This is a genomic window from Mesorhizobium sp. M8A.F.Ca.ET.057.01.1.1, from assembly GCF_003952565.1.
In the GTDB taxonomy this organism is placed as follows: domain Bacteria; phylum Pseudomonadota; class Alphaproteobacteria; order Rhizobiales; family Rhizobiaceae; genus Mesorhizobium.
In genome coordinates, this window is the sequence record NZ_CP034454.1 from 5,048,495 (window position 1) to 5,064,106 (window position 15,612).

The following is a 15,612-nucleotide window of genomic DNA, read 5'->3' on the forward strand; positions in this document are numbered from 1 at the left end:
CAGCTCTGGCTAGCGATTCTTGTGGCTTTGCTGGCCAGCCTTCACATGCTGTTCATGGGTCCCGCCGCGCGTGCCCGAGCCATCACCTTGCTGGCGTTGGCTGCCGCCCGCCGCCTGCTGCTGACGGTTCTTGTCGTCCATGTTCTTATGGCTCTGCTGGCCTGCTTTCACATGCTCCTCATGGCTTCCACCTTGATTGGGCATCCTTGATCTCCTTTGGAGTTTTGAACGAGGCGACATCCGCCTCGATTGTCAAAGCTACCGGCGGCCCGGGCGTTCCCTCACGTAATATTTCGTGACTGGTGCCGCCGATCATGGAGAGTCGTCGGGAACGAGATTTCGGTCCCGAAGCTGGGCAGCTTCTGTCGAAGCAATCAGTCAATCCCGCAATGCCACGCCAGTTGGATGGCGGCCGGTCTTCAACTGGGGATCATACCGCTGGAGGAATTTGCGCAGCGGCAATTCGAATCGAATGTACATTCGCCAAGCGAAAAGAACTGATGTGGCTGTGCCGATCACGATGATGAGGTCGGCAGGAATCGGAAAAACGGTCCACACCATCAGAAGCAGCGTTATCGGCAGAGTGTGGATCAGATAAAGCATGTAGGAGGCATCGCCGAGAACCGTCCATGCGCTCGGCTGTGCGTCGATCTGCATCGTGCCGAAGACGATCATCGCCGCCGGGAGACCGTAGACCAGCACGCGCTGGAACCCGTTATCGCCGGCGAGAAACTCCATCGTCCCCCCTTGCGGCGCCATCCCGATGAATCCCACGGCGATCATCGCCGCGGCGCCGATCGGCAGGCACCACACCGCCGGTTTCCACCTGGGTGTATAGGCGAGAGCGATGCCAAAGCCGAACTCGATGATCAGCGGGTTGCCAAGAAACTGCAGCACCGGACCCGCCGAGCGAAACATCATTGCGAGGCCGAAGATACCGAGGAGGCCCCACAGCAGCCGCCGGTCGACGAGAACGATGGTTGCGGCGGCGTAGAACAGCATTTCGAAGCACAGCGTCCAGGCTGCGGGCAGCGCTGGCGCGGTCATTTGATCCGTGGCGGGCCACAGCAGGAGTGTCGCCACCGCGTCCCGCCAGCCGAAGCCGGTTTTGTAGGCGACGATCGCATAGGGGATGCTGATCAGCAGGTAGAGCGGAACAATGCGCCGGAACCGTCTCCAAGCGAAGGATCGCCAGGTCAGGCCAGGTGCCGTCCTGGCAATGATCACCCCTGATATGACAAAGAAGATGTCAACGCCGGCGAAGCCGGCCACCTGCAAATCGTGAGGTAACAGGCCATTGGATCCGGTGGCCGTAACGGCGGTCTGGGCCGCGTGGACATATACGACCATCAGCGCGGCAACGAAGCGAAGTACTTGCAAGGACCAGATCAAGGGCTAGTCCTGACTATCGGCCGCCAGAATCTGGTATGGCCCCACCAAGGAACCTTGGCAAGATCATTGGGACGCGCCTAGCGTAATCGTCGTACTCTGGGAAGGTTTTCCGAAGAATAGACTCTTCATTTTTCGCGCGTCTATACTGCAAAAGAAACTGAAACGCGCCAAGTGCCACCATCAGCATTGAAAAATGCGAAAGGATCATCCCGAGAACGAATACCCCTTCACAGATGTAAAGCGGATGCCGGACAATCGAATACGGGCCAGTGGTAACAAGGCGACGAGCTGTCGCCATGAGAGAGAAGGAACGGCCCAGCCAATAAAGACAGAAAATCGAACTTGCCGTACCGATGAGGACCAAGCAAAGAGCTGTCACTTGAGCGGCCTCATTTTGCAATGCCGGCGTCAGGCTCAATGCGAGCAGCATCATAAATGTACCAGCTACCGAGATTACTCTCGGTTCAATTCCCTGCGCAGTTCCCTTTGGCGGAAGGCGGGCGATCGTCATCACAAGCTGCAACAACAGAAAAACCGTTGAAGCCAGTTGAGTAACGATTGCGAGCGAAATTACTGAAGCATCCTGACGAAAATAGAGGAACAGAGGTATCGCGCTGGACGTTGCCAAAACCGTCATGGCAAAGATAATGGCAATTCGGCCAAGAAAATCCTCGTTCAACATTTTCATCCTCCCTAAGCAGTCATTGAAACATCACTTCCGCGCTCCGACAAGAAGATGGTTTCCAAAGAGTTAACGGCTATGCCGTCTCAGCTTTTGATGCCCGTGAATGCGGCTGGATGGCCGGCGCTTCGCACAGCAGAGCGAACTGCCGCCGTTCAGTTAAGCTGATTCAGGATTCCAGAACTGCTCGCCAACACCACACTTTCATAGATCACGAGGGCTGTCGTGCAGATCGCCGCGACCGAGATTGGCACGCCGAACGGCACAACGCCTTTGCGATCGAGATGCTGGACGTAGAGGCGGAAGGCGCCCGCGGGCAGCAGGAATGGATTCTTCATTGCCCCTGCGGTGACGAGGGCGAAAACCAGGAGCAGCACGGAAAAGACGACGAGGTCTTCGCCGCCGGTCAGAAAAGGGACGACCGCCATCAGCTTGACGTCGCCGGCGCCGATCTTGCGCAAGACCCAGAACGGGAACAAGGCTACAAACAGCACGAGGCCGGCAGCCGCGCTCAAGCCCATGTCCCACCATGATCCGGATCGGAGCACCAGCAGCAACAGCGACCCCACTCCCAGGCAGAGCAGCAGCAGCACGTCGCGATTGGCAATCCTCTGCGTCGTGAAGTCGAGCCACGCAATCCTGGCGAGCAGCGGGATGGCCAGGGCCTTCAACAGCAGCGCTTCGACGAGCAGCATGCTAGCGCTCGATGTTCTGCACGCTCGACGACAGCAGCTTCAGATTGTTGGCCACGGTCGGATCGTTGGGTGCCAGCTCATAAGCCTTGAGGAAATTGCCGCGCGCGTCCTGCAGCTTGCCGCGCAGCAGATCGGAATAGCCGACATTGTTGTAGTATTCGGGCGACGGCCCCATCAGCTTGAACGCGCGGCCATAGGCACGGTCGGCGAGGTCGAAGCGGTGGATCCGGTCGCAGGAAGCGGCCAGTCCCATCCAGGCGCCGCCGTCATTGGGGGCCAGTTGCGTCGCCTTGAAGAACAGCGCGCCGGCGTTGCCATAGTTTTCCGCGCGGAACTGGTTCTTGGCTTCGGCCACGGCCTGGTCCGATGCGTAATATTCGACGTCGCTGACCGTCTTCAATCCGTCGAACGCATCGCCAAAGGACGTCACATCGCCTTTCGAGGGTTCATTGGTGCGCACGACACCGCCAGTGGAGTCGGTGCCGTTTGTCTGACAGCCGGCAAGGGCCGCCATCAACAGACTGGCAGCGACGACGGTTGCGAGGCGCATTGGCCCTGTCATTTTATCCCCCAGAGTCCGGCGACTCTATTTTAGAATCAAAGCATAGAACGATTTAGAAGAAAATGCCCTTCATGCGGATGATCACCGGCAACATGATCACCATCATGACCACCGGGAAGATGCATAATCCCAACGGGATCATCATTTTGACAGGCAGGGCGTTGGCCTTCTCCTCAGCGCTCAGAATTCTTTGTCCGCGCATCTCGTCGCTATAGACGCGCAGTGCATCCGTCAGACTGGTGCCGAGCTCTTCCGACTGCCGGAACAGCACGGCGAGCGAGCGCGCCTCTTCCAGCCCGATGCGGTCCGCGAGTTCACGCAGCGCGTCCCGCAACGGTTTGCCGGCCCGTAACTGCAGGTTCATGATCGCAAGCTGGATACCCAGCCATTTGTGGGTGCCGGCCAGTTCGGCGCCGACACGCTCGACCGCCGCCTCCAGGCTCATGCCGGCGTCGGCACACGTGATCATCATGTCCATAAAATCGGGAAACCCGCGACGATAGATTTTTTTTTGGGCATTCTCGAAGCGATCGAGCAGGATAGCTGGAATCACGATGCAGGCGAGTCCGAACAACGCGGAACCGGCAAAGGCTATGAAAGCTGGGAGTTGAGGCGGGAGTACCCGTACAAGGAGCGCATAGGCAGCCAAAAAACCGATACAGACCGCGGCCAGTCGCGACAAGGTGTAGATGAGCGGAGCAATGGGTTGATAAAACCCGGCGCGAAAAAGCTTAGCCTCGAGCGCATTCGGCTCATTGCGTTCCTTCTCCATCGATCGAAAGTAGGCATCAACCGGACGCTGTGCCGAGATTTTGACCAACTGTTCCTGCCCCGCGAGCGAGCGGCGGTCGACGATGCCTTCCGACGTCAGGCTCTGGGCAACCAGCTTGCGTGTCTGCAACGCCGGCAAGAAGACAAGCGCGCCGAACAGAAACAGCGACGCAGCCGCCACGAACACCGCGGTGGAAACCAGGAAACTCAGTCCCTGAATATTCGATAGCAGGTTTATGGCTCGCTCCTGTCAGAAATCGAAATTGACCATGCGATACATGATGAAGTCACCCAGCAGCGCCCATGTTCCGAAGATCAGGAACACCGGCGTGATCAGAGAGTCGTGCCATATCTCGCCGTAATATGCCGGCGCTGCGAGCTGGAGAATCAGAAACATTACGAGGGGAAAGAGCGAGATGATCCACGCGGACACCCGGCCCTCGGACGAAAGCGCCCTGATCTTCATCCTGAGTTTCTGACGTTCGCGCAGAACCGACGACAGATTGGCCAGGATCTCGGTCAGGTTACCGCCCGTTTTCGATTGGATCGACAGTGACACCGACAGCAGATGGAGGCCTTCGAAGCCTACGCGCTGGGAAAGCTTCCGCACCGCCTGTTCGATACTCAGTCCGAAGGTGATTTCGTCGGAGACGATGCCGAATTCGGTGCCGATCGGATCGGGCATTTCGCGCGCGACCAGACCTATGGCCACCGTTGCCGGGTGCCCCGCCCGCAGCGAACGCACGATCATGTCGAGTGCATTGGGGAGCTGCTTCGCGAATTTCTGGATCCGTTTGCTGCGCGCACGACGCAAAAGGAGAAGTGGCAAGACAAATCCGGTCACCAGAAAAATCAGGATGCAAGGCAATACGGAAAAACGCAGAAGGAACGAGAACAGCAGCGCAATTACAAGGGCCGAGAGCAGGAACATCGCGGCGAAAACCAGCGGGTTTCCGGTAATGCCGGATTGGGTATAGAGCCTGTTCAGGCCGACCATGCCGAAAAGGAAGTCACCCGTATCCGTCAGGCCGCGTTCGCGCAGCAATCCTTGCAAGGTCTTTTCGGCCGGAGCCTCGTCGGACAATCGCTTCAGCCGCCGGTTGATCATGCCGGCACGGGAACGGCGATCGGCGAAGGACAGATAGAGCGCCTCGCTGGCGAGAATGACTGCCGCGGCCGCGAGCGTGTAAATAAAGTAGAGCAAGGTCTGGCCGGTGGGCATCAGAGCGCAACCTGGGGATTGAAGGCGTCCTTGGCGAAATGGTGCCCGAGTGTCGCCGCTTCCGGGGCGAATCGTGGGCGAACACCGGTGGCGCGAAATTCCCCGACGATCTGACCGTCAGCCGTCACCTCGCGACGCACGAAGGTGTAGATCTCCTGCATCTGGACGACGTTTCCTTCCATGCCGGTAATCTCCGATATCGATGTCACGCGCCGGCCGCCGTCGGACAGGCGCTGTGTCTGCACGATGACGTCGATGGCGGATGCAATCTGCGCTCTGATGGACTCATGCGTCATCGGCATTCCCGCCATGCCGACCATCTGCTCCAGCCGCGATATCGCATCGCGCGGCGTGTTGGCATGGATGGTGGTCATCGAGCCCTCGTGGCCGGTGTTCATGGCCTGCAGCATGTCGAAGGCCTCTTCGCCGCGGACTTCGCCGACAATGATACGGTCGGGACGCATGCGCAACGCGTTCTTGACCAGTTCGCGCTGGCGAACCTCGCCTTTCCCTTCGACACTGGGCGGGCGTGTCTCCAGCCGGCCGACATGAGGCTGCTGCAATTGCAGTTCCGCCGCATCCTCGATGGTGATCAGGCGCTCCCTGGACGGGATGTAGCTCGACAGCGCGTTGAGCAGCGTCGTCTTGCCGCTGCCCGTCCCTCCCGAAACGAGGATCGACTTGCGCGCCTGCACGGCTATCCGCATCAAATCGACCATTGGCGGACGGATCGAGTTGAGCGCCACCAGGCGTTCGAGCGAATAGGGATTCTTGGAGAACTTCCGGATCGACACCAACGGGCCGTCGACCGAGATCGGCCGCACCGCGATGTTGACGCGGGATCCATCTTCCAATCGGGCATCGACCATCGGCGAGGATTCATCGACGCGCCGGCCGATGGCTGAAACGATCTTGTTGATGACCCGCAGCAGATGCGCCTCGTCACGGAACCGGATGGCCGTCTCTTCAACCAGGCCACGCCGCTCGATAAAGACGCGTTTGTGGGTGTTGATCAGGATATCGGTGATCGTGTCATCCTTGAGCAACGGTTCGATCGGGCCGAGCCCCAGCATCTCGTCGGCGGTCTCGCTGGTAATTTGATCAAGCTCGCGTGCGTTCAGCGGCACGCTGTGGCTGCGCACGAACTCGCGCACGATCGGGCGGATCTCGTTCAGGATCTCGTCCTTGGACGCGGTTTCGAGCGCGGATAAATTGAACCGGTCAATCAAATGGCGATGCAGTTCGACTTTCAGCGTCAGGAAGTCGTCGCCATGAGGTTCTATATCAACAACCGGAGAAACCGCCGGAACGATGGGCAGTACAGTCAGCGGCTCGGCCTTTGTCGCGGCCTGCTGCTCGCTTGGTCCCTTGATAAACCGCCCCAGCATAATCCCTTATACCCCTCCAACGCATATTAGCGGAAACTAAACGTTAACCAAGCGACGCACAAGCGCCGGGGCGCCTCACATGCCGGCAATACTTTCAACATAGTTAAGGAGCGCCTCCAAAAAATATCGTTTTTATTTATGGTACCCGCGTTGCCAAACATGAGTGAGCGACTAAGCTTTAGAGCCGCCTGAGCCCCTGCGTGGTCCGACATCGGAATCCACTCCATATCTGGCTATAACCCCTTAGATATAAAGGGATATGCCATATGGCTAAAGTAGCGATCACTTTATTAGGGCCTACGCATAATTGTGAACGAATGGTTAAGGGCGCTTGAAAAATTAGACGAATCAAGCTCTTGCTCAAATCCAAAGCCGCGTTCAACTCGCAAGTTCATGTATTGGGAAGTTAAGGAACCGTTAATCCCGTTTGACTCTGCAATTTCTCGGGACCTAGGATCGAGATGACGGGGGATGCTTGGGTATGGAGTTCATCCTTGGCTCTGTCTCGTCGGGTTCAAACCTCCAATGGGAGAAATTGACATGAAGAAGCTCATGACGATGACCCGGCAGTTCCGCGATGACGAAAACGGCGCTGCCATGGTCGAATATTCTATCCTGATCGGCATCATCGCCGCGGCATCGATTGTTGCGGTCATCGCTATCGGCGGATGGGTCGGCAGCCAGTTCACCGGCCTTTGCGCGAAGCTGAGCGGCAAGGGTCTCGACGCCGCTGGTACTGGCACTGGCACTTGCGCCACGTCCAGCTGATCGGGCGAAAGTAATAAGTCATGAAGTGGCTTATCGAATCGGCCAGGCAGTTTCGCGATGATGATAACGGCGCTGCCATGGTGGAATACTCGATCCTGATCGGCATCGTTGCAGCGGCATCGATCGTTGCGATTATTGCCATCGGCGGATGGGTCGGCAGTCAATTCACCGGCCTTTGCACGAACCTGAACGGCAAGGGTGTATCCAGCACCGGCGGTGCCGGTGGCACCTGCTAAAACATTCTGGGCCGGAATCGTTCGATTTCGGCCCAGAGCATAGTGCTTCGAAGGGGCTGACATTCGCCCGGCGGGCGATGGTGGGGTGGGAAGATGCGCGCTAATACGCTTATCATGATTGTTCTCGCCGGCGTGTTCGGCGTACTGGCGGTGGTGCTCGCCAATATCTGGCTTGCCAGCCAGCGCAATGCCATGGCGCGGACGGATGACGTCCCGCATGATACGGTGGTGGTGGCGGCCATACCTTTGAAATTCGGTGACACGCTGACCGAGGACAAGTTGCGCGAAATCGCGTGGCCGGCCGGCGCTGTTCCGGCCGGCGCTTTCAAGACAACGAAAGAAATGCTGACTGGCGAAGGCGTAAAGCAGGCGCTGCAGGCGATCGGCACCAATGAGCCTGTTCTCGCCACCAAGATCACCGGCCCCGGCCAGCGCGCCACGCTCTCTGCAGTGCTTGGCGAAGGCATGAAAGCCGTTTCCATCAGGGTCAACGATGTGCTTGGGGTGGCTGGATTCGTTTTCCCCGGCGACCGCGTCGATATTCTGCTGACGCGCACGGTGCGTGGCGACGACGGTGCGGACAAGAGTTTTGTCGACGTGCTGCTGCAGAGCATGAAGGTGCTCGCCATCGACCAGGTTGCCGATGTGAGCAAGGACAGCCCGACCGTCGTCAAGTCAGTGACGCTCGAGGTCAGCACCAAGGATGCGCAGAAGCTGACCCTGGCAGCCGGCGCCGGCCAATTGTCCCTGGCGCTGCGCCAGGCGGCGGCCAGCAAGGGCGAGGCCACCGAGCGGGTGACGCTTTCCGACCTGACCGGCGAAATGCCCGAAGACGTCGCCAAACGACAGGCCGAACTCGAGAAGAAAGCGGCCGCGGACGCATTGGCGGAAGCTGAGCGCAAGCGTGCCGAGGAAAAGATTGCCGGGCTCACCCAGGCTGTGGAGCGCGTTGGAAGCCGGCTTGACGAGCTGGGCAAGGCTAAGCCCGCTCCCGCGGCCGCTGAAGTGCGGGAAGTCGTCAAGGAAGTGGTCAAGTATGTGCAGCCCGAGCCGCCGAAGAATGTGTCAGTAGGCGTGTTTCGGGGCGTGAAGCTCGAGACATATGACGTGCCGCGACAACCATGATAATATAGCGCCATAATACCGCGCGACACGGTGGCTGCCTTAAGCAGCATTTGGGAGACGGGGATGCAGGGGACTTGGTTGAGGATGGCGGCGGGCGCGTTGGCCTGTCTGGTGGCGTTTTTGCTGTCGAGCCTCGTGGCCGAGGCGGCTGACCGCTTCATCGACGTGTCCAACCCCAGCGTCCATCGTGTTTTCCTGCCGATGTCGCAATCGGTGACAATCCAGGTAAATGCCAATCTCGGCGACATCGTCGTCGGCGACGAGAAGATCGCTGATGCCCAGCCAATGACCGACCGCACGCTCTATGTCATCGGCAAGGGCGCCGGCACCACCACGGTCAACCTGTTCTCGCCGGACAAGCGCTCGCTCGGCGTCATCCAGATCGAGGTCGGCGTCGATGTCAGCGACATGGCGGCGGCGATCCGCCAGGTTTCGCCGAGGTCGCGCATCGAAATCGGCTCGGTGAATGGCAGGGTGCGGCTTGGCGGCCATGTCAAGGACGGCGCCACGCTGGCGGCCATCATGGAAGTGGCGCAGCAATATGGGCCCGACGCCATCATCAATGCCGTCACGGTCGACGACAGCCAGCAGGTCAACCTCGAAGTGCGTGTGCTGGAAGCAAAACGCAATGCCGGCCGCGACCTTGGCGTGTCGATCAGGAGCAGGAACAGCAGCGGCACGACCCGGCTGGGCACAGGCAGCGCTGCCGTTGACGAGGATAATGTGGTGGCAGGGCCCGGAAATGTCATCACGGGGCTGTTGTCGAACTCCAACCCATTTGCAGCACTGATTGCCCGCGTCATCGACAGCAACATCAAAGTTGACTTGCTCATCGAGGCGCTGGAAGCCAAGGGGGTGGTGCGCACGCTTGCCGAGCCGAACCTCACCACGCTTTCCGGCGAACCCGCCAGTTTCAACGCCGGCGGCCAGGTTCCCATCCGCAGTGTCAACAAAGATGGCGAGGTCCAGATCGAGTACAAGCAGTTCGGCGTCAATCTCCTGTTCACGCCGGTGGTGCTCGCCGACGACAAGATCCACATCCAGCTGGCGCCGGAGGTCAGCGACCTGACCGGCTTCACGACAGCCGGCGATCCGATCTTCACCAACCGCAAGCTGGAAACCGTCGTCGAACTGCGCGACGGCCAGAGCTTCGCGGTCGGTGGGCTCCTGTCGAGCAAGACCACCAAGCTTCAGAACCAGGTGCCGTGGCTCGGCCAGGTGCCGGTCATCGGCACGCTGTTTCGCAATTCAAGCAGCCAGAAGGAAGAGACGGAATTGGTCGTTGTCGTCACGCCGCATATCGTGCGGCCTGTGAAGCCCGGCGAACAGCTGGCGACGCCTTTCGACAAGACCCGGCCCGCGAACGATCCGGAGTTCTTCGTGCTTGGCCAGCTCGAAGTGAACAAGGACATGATCCGCAAATATGAAACAGGCGACGGCGTCACCGGCCCCTATGGCCACATGCTGGACTTCAAATCGAAGGACAAGATGCTCTATGTCAAGAAATAGCGCCTTGATCCTCATTCTGTGTGCCGGGTCGCTTTCGGGCTGTGCCGCGGACTATCTGAACCACTACGACACGGTGACCTTGGCCGCCGGCGACACGCAGAAGTTCAACTCGATGCTTCAGACGGTCGACCCGCTCAATCCGGCCTCCAGGAACACGCATATCGAGGGCGACGGTACGCGCGCCGCCGCTGTTGCGCACAGCTACAAATTTCCGCCGCCACCCCCGCCACCGCCGGCCATCACGGTCAATGTCGGCGGGTCGGGTGTGACGACGCAGTCGAATTGAACGGAAGGATGCGGAGGGCGCTGGGCATGCGAGGAGCCCTTGCGCGACAAAGCAGAGAGTAAGGTCATGTTGGGGACCATTCGTGCCTTCTGGAACGATCAACGCGGCATAGCGATGATCCTCGTGGCGATTATGATACCCGTGCTCATCGGCTTCTCGGTGCTGGCCTTCGATCTGAGCCGGGCCAACAGCCTCCACAACGATCTGCAAAAGGGTATTGATGGCCTAGCGCTGGCGGCGGCCGGCGAACTGGACGGCAGAACAGACAGCATCACCAGGGCCAACAACGCCGTTGCCAGCCTTGTCTCGAACGGTACTTTGTTTTCGACGTCTGGCTCTCATGCGATCGTCTTGGCCGATGTGACCGTGACCTATCTGACCGGGATACCAGCCAGCGACGACACGACTCTCAGTGCAGCAGGCGTCGATGCCAATGGCGTCAACTGGGCAAGCACCGACCCCAAAGCAGTGTCCTTCGCGGAAGTCACTGTCAACGCGGCCGGCGCAGGTTCCTTCGCGACGGTCTTCCCCGCAAGTCTCGTCGGCAGCACGGATACCATGGACATTCGACCACAAGCGGTGGCCGGGTTTGTTCAATCTATCTGCGAAACGGTTCCACTTTTCATGTGCAACCCGTTCGAGACAACGGACCCGTTGACCAGCAAGACGATCCAGCAGGCATTTGCATCGGGAGATACCTACGGACGAGAGTTCCGTGTTTTGAAAGTGGATTCCAACCCTGGCCCCGGCAATTTCGGCCTGATCGACAACAATCTCAGTTCGCTGCGGGATGCCATTGCGATCGGGACTTCGGGAACCTGTTACAATCGCAACGCACTGACCACGAAGACCGGCGTCACCCTTGGCCAGGTCAACACTGGCCTCAACACCCGATTCGATCTCTACAGCGGCTCGTTGAACAACGACAGCAAGGACTTCAATTACAGGCCGGCGACCAACGTTCGCAAGGGCCAGAAGACCGGCTGCAGCAAGTACGATCCCGTGACGGACAACACCGCGTTGCCTTTGCCTCCGGGCTCCAATTATGACGATGCGAAAGGCATGTCCGACCCGATCGGATCGCAGAGCTTCTGGACAAGCTACTGGCAGGTCAACCACGGGACGGCGTATCCGAACGTCCCCAGCACCACCAACCCGACCGGCTCCACGAGCGCTCCCGCATCAAGATATGACGTCTACAAGTACGAGATCGCCAAAAGCCTTGTCGGTGACAAGTCGCTGAATCCGACCAAGGAAAGCGGCGATCCATCCTGCTACAAGGGTCCTAACCCGACACTCGATCCAGATCGCCGGCTGCTCAACATGGCGATCGTCAACTGCCTCGCCAACGAGGACAAGCTAAACGGTCACGTCTCGATCAAGCCGGACGGCTATGTCAGCGTATTTATTAACACGCCGGTTCAGAAGCAGGACAACACGAAGGATCCAGACGATCCTTCCTCAGGCGAGAAACCCATCAGTCTGGAGATCGTCGACGTGGATGGCGCCTTTGCCAATAATACCCTTGTCGACAAGGCATTCCGCAACGAAGCCCAGTTGTACCGGTAGCGCCATGTTCATCGCACTCAGACAATTCCTCCGGCGGTTCCACCACGACGAACAAGGCTCTGCCCTGGTCGAGGTGGCGATCGTTACGCCATTCGTGTTGCTGCTGTCGGCCGGTGTCTTCGAGTTCTCGAACATCTTCAACACGCGTCTGCTTCTCGAAGCCGGCGTCGAGGATGCTGCTCGCTACATGGCGCGCTGCAGCAGCGACTGGAATACATGTTCGGGGTTGGCGACAAAACTGGCCGTGAACGGGGCCGTCACGGGCGGTAGCGCGAGGGTCACAGGGTGGACCACGGGTCAAGTCACCATCACCAAGGCACAATCGATCCAGGCGGTCGATGCCACCGGCAACGAACTCTATCTCAGCAGCACCGGTACAGTCATTGTCGTGCAGGTCAGCACTGCGTATCCATATCCCACTCTGGGCCTCTGGTCTTATCTTGGCTTTGGTAACGTCAACCTCACCGTGTTCCATCAGGAGCGTGTCTTCGGATGGTGATCTCGCGCGGGACGTTCTGGAGAGACCACTCCGGCGCGACAATGGTCGAGATGGCCATCGCGATGCCCATGCTGCTCACTCTGCTGCTCGGATTCGTCGACTTCGGCTACGCTTTCTATCAATGGAATGCCGGCAACAAAGCGGTGCAGGCCGGCGCCAGGCTGGCACAGATTTCCGCTCCGATCGCCAGTGGACTTCTGCTGGAGGCGAATACACCCAGCAACTCGCTGGATGTGGGAAAGGCGGTTCCAGCCAACACTTACAGCTACATCTGTACGGCCAGTGCCGCCGGAGCTGTATCTTGCACATGTGGAACAGGCGCCACGTGCCAGAACCTCAATGTGAGCCAAGCCGCTTTCGACTTTATTTTAGCGGCAGCAGCAACCGGCCGGGAATGCTGACATTCCTGCCAACCCTTCTGAAATCCGAGGTCCAGATCCAATATCAGGCTTCAGGCCTCGGTTACTGGACACGCCCCAGTGGGCCGGTGCCAACGATCACCGTCAGCATTGTCAATCATCCCTTCCAGTTCTTCTTTCTGGCCGGTTTTCTTCGATTCGGAACCATCACCATGCCCTCCATGCTGAGCACGGTCACGGGCGAAGACATGAAGAGCACATATCCATGAACGCCATCAACACCAAGGTCCTGCCCACCAAGCGAAAGCAGGTTGCGCTGTTTTCCTCCGATCCGAATTTCAAGCGCGATGTGGCGACACGGCTCGACGCCCTGGCGATCTATGATGTGCGGGTTGCCGAGACGGGCGACTTCCTCAAAGGCCCGCCGGCCGACACGCGCCCGGGCATCGTCATCCTCGATCTCGGCAATGGCGAATTGCTTGGCAATCCAGGCATCGTCGAGGCGCGTGCGCGGTGGGCAGCCGTGCCGCTGATCGCCGTTTCGGACGAGCTGACGTCGGAGCAGACGCGCGTCCTGGTGCGCATGAATGCCTCCGACTGGCTGCACAAGCCGCTCGACGGCAAGGAGCTGCTCAACGCCGTCACCTTCCACGACAGCGGCAACCAGGGCACCAAAAGCCGCATCATCACCTTCATCAGCGCCAGCGGCGGCGCCGGCGCCACGACGCTGGCGTTGTCGGCAGCTGAATTCCTGGCCTCGAAATCGACTGAGCGCGCGGCCTCGACCTGCCTGGTCGACCTCGACTTCCAGAGCGCCAATTGCGGCGCCTATCTCAACCTGTTCAACCAGTTCGACCTTGCCGGCATCATCGGCCAGCCGGAACGGCTCGATGTCGAACTGATGGATGTCATCAAGCTGTCGCGGCCTTCCGGCCTGACACTCTATGCCTTCGAACGGCCGCAGCTGCCATTCGAGCGGCAGGGCGCCGATTTCGTCTTCCGGCTGCTCGACCTTGTCGCCTACCGTTTCGACGACATCGTCATCGACCTGCCGAACATCGAAACGCCCTGGCAAAATTCCGTGCTGTCGACGAGCGACGAGATCTTCATCGTCTTCGAGCTCAATGTCGCTTCGCTCCGGCAAGGCAAACGGCTCTACAAGAAGATCCGCGAGCTGCGCGGCAATAACGTCAGCATCACGCTGGTGGCCAACAAGCACAAGCGCAAATGGTTCGGCAACCACTTCTCGCGCGGCGAGCTGGAGAAGATCTTCAAGGCGCCGAACATCAAATCGGTCAGCCTCGACAACGCCCTGCTGGCCGACGCCCTGAACCGCGCGATGCTTCCGTCCGAAGTGGATGGCCGGGCGCGCTTCAATAAGGATCTGAAGAAGATGTTCCGCGAGCGGCTCGACGATGCGGCCCGCTAGCTGCCATCGCTTTCGACTGACGGCCGCCTGCCTCCTCGGCCTGGCGCTGACGCTTCCAGCCGGACAGAGCGCGTCGGCGGACAGCCGCCCGCCCCTGCCGGCCATGGGTCCCAGCCTGCGCAAGACGGTGGCTTTTCCCACGGCCGAGAAGATTGGAACCATAATCATCCGCAAGCAGGAAAAAGCGCTCTACCTGGTGACCGGCAAGGGCGAGGCCCTGCGCTACCGGATCAGTGTCGGACGCGATGGCTTCGGCTGGACGGGTACGGTCGAGGTGGGGTCAAAGACGGAGTGGCCGGCGTGGCGCCCGCCCAAGGAAATGCGCGCCCGCCGGCCGGAGTTGCCTGAGATGGTTCCCTCGGGCCATACAATCCGCTCGGCGCAAGGGCGCTCTATCTGCTTCGGGACGGTCGCGATACGCTCTATCGCATCCATGGCACCAACGACCCTTCGGGCGTGGGTTTCGACGGCACGTCGGGCTGTTTTCGCTTGACCAATACCGATGTCATCGATCTTTTCAGGCGCGTGCCTGTCGGCACCAAGGTGGTGGTCCAATGACAACGATCAGCGATCCCGACGAACTGCTGGCGGCGATCGAACCGCCATTGCTCGACAAGGAGAAGAGCCGGTTCAGAGTGGCCGTTGCTGTCTGCGTCGGCCTGGCGCTGTTTGCCCTTCTGAACGCCACTGCGGCCGTCTATCTCTACCGTGGCATCAACGACCTGCGCGCGATCGAGGCGCGGCTGGAAGACCTCGGCCAGTTCGAGCAGCGAATGAGTGCGCGGCTGGACACCGTCAACAACGGATTTCAAAGCCGGTTCGAGGCGCTGGACGACCGGTTGCGGGCGAGCTTCGGCGAGGTCAACGCCAACGTGGCCAAACAGGCACCGGAAATGTCGGGAAATCACGGTGCCGACGAGCCGCGCGTCGTGGAACTCCCCCGCCCGCCGAAGATACGGCGGCGGTTGCCAGTGCCACCGAGGCGGAACCGGCCACCGAGGATATGCCGCGCACAACGCGAAGGAGGCCGGCTCCGGCAGCGCCTCCCCCGCCAAGTTCCAACTACCAGCGGATCGTATCCCCGGAAGGCAAGGTCACCTATCACAAGATAAACTAACTT

Annotated in this window: 19 protein-coding genes and 1 pseudogene; 12 read left to right on the forward strand and 8 right to left on the reverse strand. The window is 59.6% G+C overall.

The features are described from left to right. Positions 1–9: 9 nt before the first annotated feature. The 8 genes from EJ077_RS24100 to EJ077_RS24135 form a co-directional block, all read right to left on the reverse strand. Positions 10–204 (reverse strand): hypothetical protein, encoded by a 195-nt coding sequence (locus EJ077_RS24100; protein ID WP_208696886.1) that lies wholly within the window; start codon positions 202–204, stop codon positions 10–12. A gap of 174 nt (positions 205–378) precedes the next feature. Next, the gene (locus tag EJ077_RS24105) at positions 379–1,392 is read right to left on the reverse strand and encodes an acyltransferase family protein (RefSeq protein ID WP_208696887.1); all 1,014 of its coding nucleotides are present in this window, start codon (positions 1,390–1,392) and stop codon (positions 379–381) included. Between the two features lie 13 nt (positions 1,393–1,405). After that, positions 1,406–2,074: a methyltransferase family protein gene (locus EJ077_RS24110; protein WP_208696888.1), complete on the reverse strand. Its 669-nt coding sequence runs from the start codon at positions 2,072–2,074 to the stop codon at positions 1,406–1,408. A 155-nt stretch (positions 2,075–2,229) separates the two neighbouring features. Further along, on the reverse strand, positions 2,230–2,769 hold the full coding sequence (locus tag EJ077_RS24115) for a prepilin peptidase (RefSeq protein WP_208696889.1): 540 nt from the start codon (positions 2,767–2,769) through the stop codon (positions 2,230–2,232). 1 nt (position 2,770) lies between these two features. After that, positions 2,771–3,331: a tetratricopeptide repeat protein gene (locus EJ077_RS24120; RefSeq protein WP_208696890.1), complete on the reverse strand. Its 561-nt coding sequence runs from the start codon at positions 3,329–3,331 to the stop codon at positions 2,771–2,773. Positions 3,332–3,383: 52 nt separating this feature from the next. After that, on the reverse strand, positions 3,384–4,334 hold the full coding sequence (locus EJ077_RS24125; protein ID WP_208703110.1) for a type II secretion system F family protein: 951 nt from the start codon (positions 4,332–4,334) through the stop codon (positions 3,384–3,386). Between the two features lie 18 nt (positions 4,335–4,352). Next, positions 4,353–5,324 (reverse strand): type II secretion system F family protein, encoded by a 972-nt coding sequence (locus EJ077_RS24130; protein WP_208696891.1) that lies wholly within the window; start codon positions 5,322–5,324, stop codon positions 4,353–4,355. Further along, entirely contained in the window at positions 5,324–6,712 is a 1,389-nt protein-coding gene (locus EJ077_RS24135; protein WP_208696892.1) for a CpaF family protein, read from the reverse strand. The genes EJ077_RS24130 and EJ077_RS24135 overlap by 1 nt, the downstream gene beginning before the upstream one ends. A gap of 540 nt (positions 6,713–7,252) precedes the next feature. On the opposite strand from EJ077_RS24135, the gene EJ077_RS24140 reads away from it, so the two are divergent. The 12 genes and pseudogenes from EJ077_RS24140 to EJ077_RS24190 all read left to right on the forward strand — a co-directional run bounded on the left by EJ077_RS24140 (position 7,253) and on the right by EJ077_RS24190 (position 15,604). Next, positions 7,253–7,480 carry a Flp family type IVb pilin gene (locus EJ077_RS24140; RefSeq protein ID WP_208696893.1) on the forward strand — a complete coding sequence of 76 codons (228 nt, stop codon included), beginning with the start codon at positions 7,253–7,255 and terminating at the stop codon, positions 7,478–7,480. Between the two features lie 20 nt (positions 7,481–7,500). Then, the gene (locus tag EJ077_RS24145) at positions 7,501–7,716 is read left to right on the forward strand and encodes a Flp family type IVb pilin (protein ID WP_208696894.1); all 216 of its coding nucleotides are present in this window, start codon (positions 7,501–7,503) and stop codon (positions 7,714–7,716) included. A gap of 93 nt (positions 7,717–7,809) precedes the next feature. Then, on the forward strand, positions 7,810–8,841 hold the full coding sequence (gene cpaB, locus EJ077_RS24150) for a Flp pilus assembly protein CpaB (protein WP_208696895.1): 1,032 nt from the start codon (positions 7,810–7,812) through the stop codon (positions 8,839–8,841). Positions 8,842–8,904: 63 nt separating this feature from the next. Further along, on the forward strand, positions 8,905–10,350 hold the full coding sequence (locus tag EJ077_RS24155) for a type II and III secretion system protein family protein (protein ID WP_208696896.1): 1,446 nt from the start codon (positions 8,905–8,907) through the stop codon (positions 10,348–10,350). 4 nt (positions 10,351–10,354) lie between these two features. Beyond that, positions 10,355–10,636, forward strand: a complete 282-nt coding sequence (locus EJ077_RS24160; protein ID WP_245458521.1) for a hypothetical protein — start codon at positions 10,355–10,357, stop codon at positions 10,634–10,636. 39 nt (positions 10,637–10,675) lie between these two features. Next, positions 10,676–12,205, forward strand: coding sequence for a TadE/TadG family type IV pilus assembly protein (locus tag EJ077_RS24165; protein WP_208696898.1), 1,530 nt, complete (start codon positions 10,676–10,678; stop codon positions 12,203–12,205). A 4-nt stretch (positions 12,206–12,209) separates the two neighbouring features. Continuing rightward, entirely contained in the window at positions 12,210–12,704 is a 495-nt protein-coding gene (locus EJ077_RS24170; RefSeq protein ID WP_208696899.1) for a TadE/TadG family type IV pilus assembly protein, read from the forward strand. Continuing rightward, entirely contained in the window at positions 12,698–13,105 is a 408-nt protein-coding gene (locus tag EJ077_RS32330) for a TadE/TadG family type IV pilus assembly protein (protein ID WP_245458522.1), read from the forward strand. The genes EJ077_RS24170 and EJ077_RS32330 overlap by 7 nt, the downstream gene beginning before the upstream one ends. Next, positions 13,099–13,332: a hypothetical protein gene (locus EJ077_RS32335; protein ID WP_245458523.1), complete on the forward strand. Its 234-nt coding sequence runs from the start codon at positions 13,099–13,101 to the stop codon at positions 13,330–13,332. Before EJ077_RS32330 ends, EJ077_RS32335 begins: the two co-directional genes overlap by 7 nt. After that, positions 13,329–14,492, forward strand: coding sequence for an AAA family ATPase (locus EJ077_RS24180; RefSeq protein WP_208696900.1), 1,164 nt, complete (start codon positions 13,329–13,331; stop codon positions 14,490–14,492). Before EJ077_RS32335 ends, EJ077_RS24180 begins: the two co-directional genes overlap by 4 nt. Beyond that, positions 14,479–15,050 (forward strand): annotated as a pseudogene (locus EJ077_RS24185) (L,D-transpeptidase). Before EJ077_RS24180 ends, EJ077_RS24185 begins: the two are co-directional and overlap by 14 nt. Further along, the gene (locus EJ077_RS24190; protein WP_245458524.1) at positions 15,047–15,604 is read left to right on the forward strand and encodes a hypothetical protein; all 558 of its coding nucleotides are present in this window, start codon (positions 15,047–15,049) and stop codon (positions 15,602–15,604) included. Before EJ077_RS24185 ends, EJ077_RS24190 begins: the two are co-directional and overlap by 4 nt. Positions 15,605–15,612: the final 8 nt, after the last annotated feature.

Coding starts and splice junctions, on each gene's coding strand:
- EJ077_RS32335 (WP_245458523.1), top strand. CDS start 13,099: ATGCTGACATTCCTGCCAACCCTTCTGAAATCCGAGGTCCAGATCCAA.
- EJ077_RS24155 (WP_208696896.1), top strand. CDS start 8,905: ATGCAGGGGACTTGGTTGAGGATGGCGGCGGGCGCGTTGGCCTGTCTG.
- EJ077_RS24130 (WP_208696891.1), bottom strand. CDS start 5,324: ATGCCCACCGGCCAGACCTTGCTCTACTTTATTTACACGCTCGCGGCC.
- EJ077_RS24190 (WP_245458524.1), top strand. CDS start 15,047: ATGACAACGATCAGCGATCCCGACGAACTGCTGGCGGCGATCGAACCG.
- cpaB (WP_208696895.1), top strand. CDS start 7,810: ATGCGCGCTAATACGCTTATCATGATTGTTCTCGCCGGCGTGTTCGGC.
- EJ077_RS24110 (WP_208696888.1), bottom strand. CDS start 2,074: ATGTTGAACGAGGATTTTCTTGGCCGAATTGCCATTATCTTTGCCATG.
- EJ077_RS24170 (WP_208696899.1), top strand. CDS start 12,210: ATGTTCATCGCACTCAGACAATTCCTCCGGCGGTTCCACCACGACGAA.
- EJ077_RS24145 (WP_208696894.1), top strand. CDS start 7,501: ATGAAGTGGCTTATCGAATCGGCCAGGCAGTTTCGCGATGATGATAAC.
- EJ077_RS24140 (WP_208696893.1), top strand. CDS start 7,253: ATGAAGAAGCTCATGACGATGACCCGGCAGTTCCGCGATGACGAAAAC.
- EJ077_RS24135 (WP_208696892.1), bottom strand. CDS start 6,712: ATGCTGGGGCGGTTTATCAAGGGACCAAGCGAGCAGCAGGCCGCGACA.
- EJ077_RS32330 (WP_245458522.1), top strand. CDS start 12,698: ATGGTGATCTCGCGCGGGACGTTCTGGAGAGACCACTCCGGCGCGACA.
- EJ077_RS24120 (WP_208696890.1), bottom strand. CDS start 3,331: ATGACAGGGCCAATGCGCCTCGCAACCGTCGTCGCTGCCAGTCTGTTG.
- EJ077_RS24100 (WP_208696886.1), bottom strand. CDS start 204: ATGCCCAATCAAGGTGGAAGCCATGAGGAGCATGTGAAAGCAGGCCAG.
- EJ077_RS24115 (WP_208696889.1), bottom strand. CDS start 2,769: ATGCTGCTCGTCGAAGCGCTGCTGTTGAAGGCCCTGGCCATCCCGCTG.
- EJ077_RS24180 (WP_208696900.1), top strand. CDS start 13,329: ATGAACGCCATCAACACCAAGGTCCTGCCCACCAAGCGAAAGCAGGTT.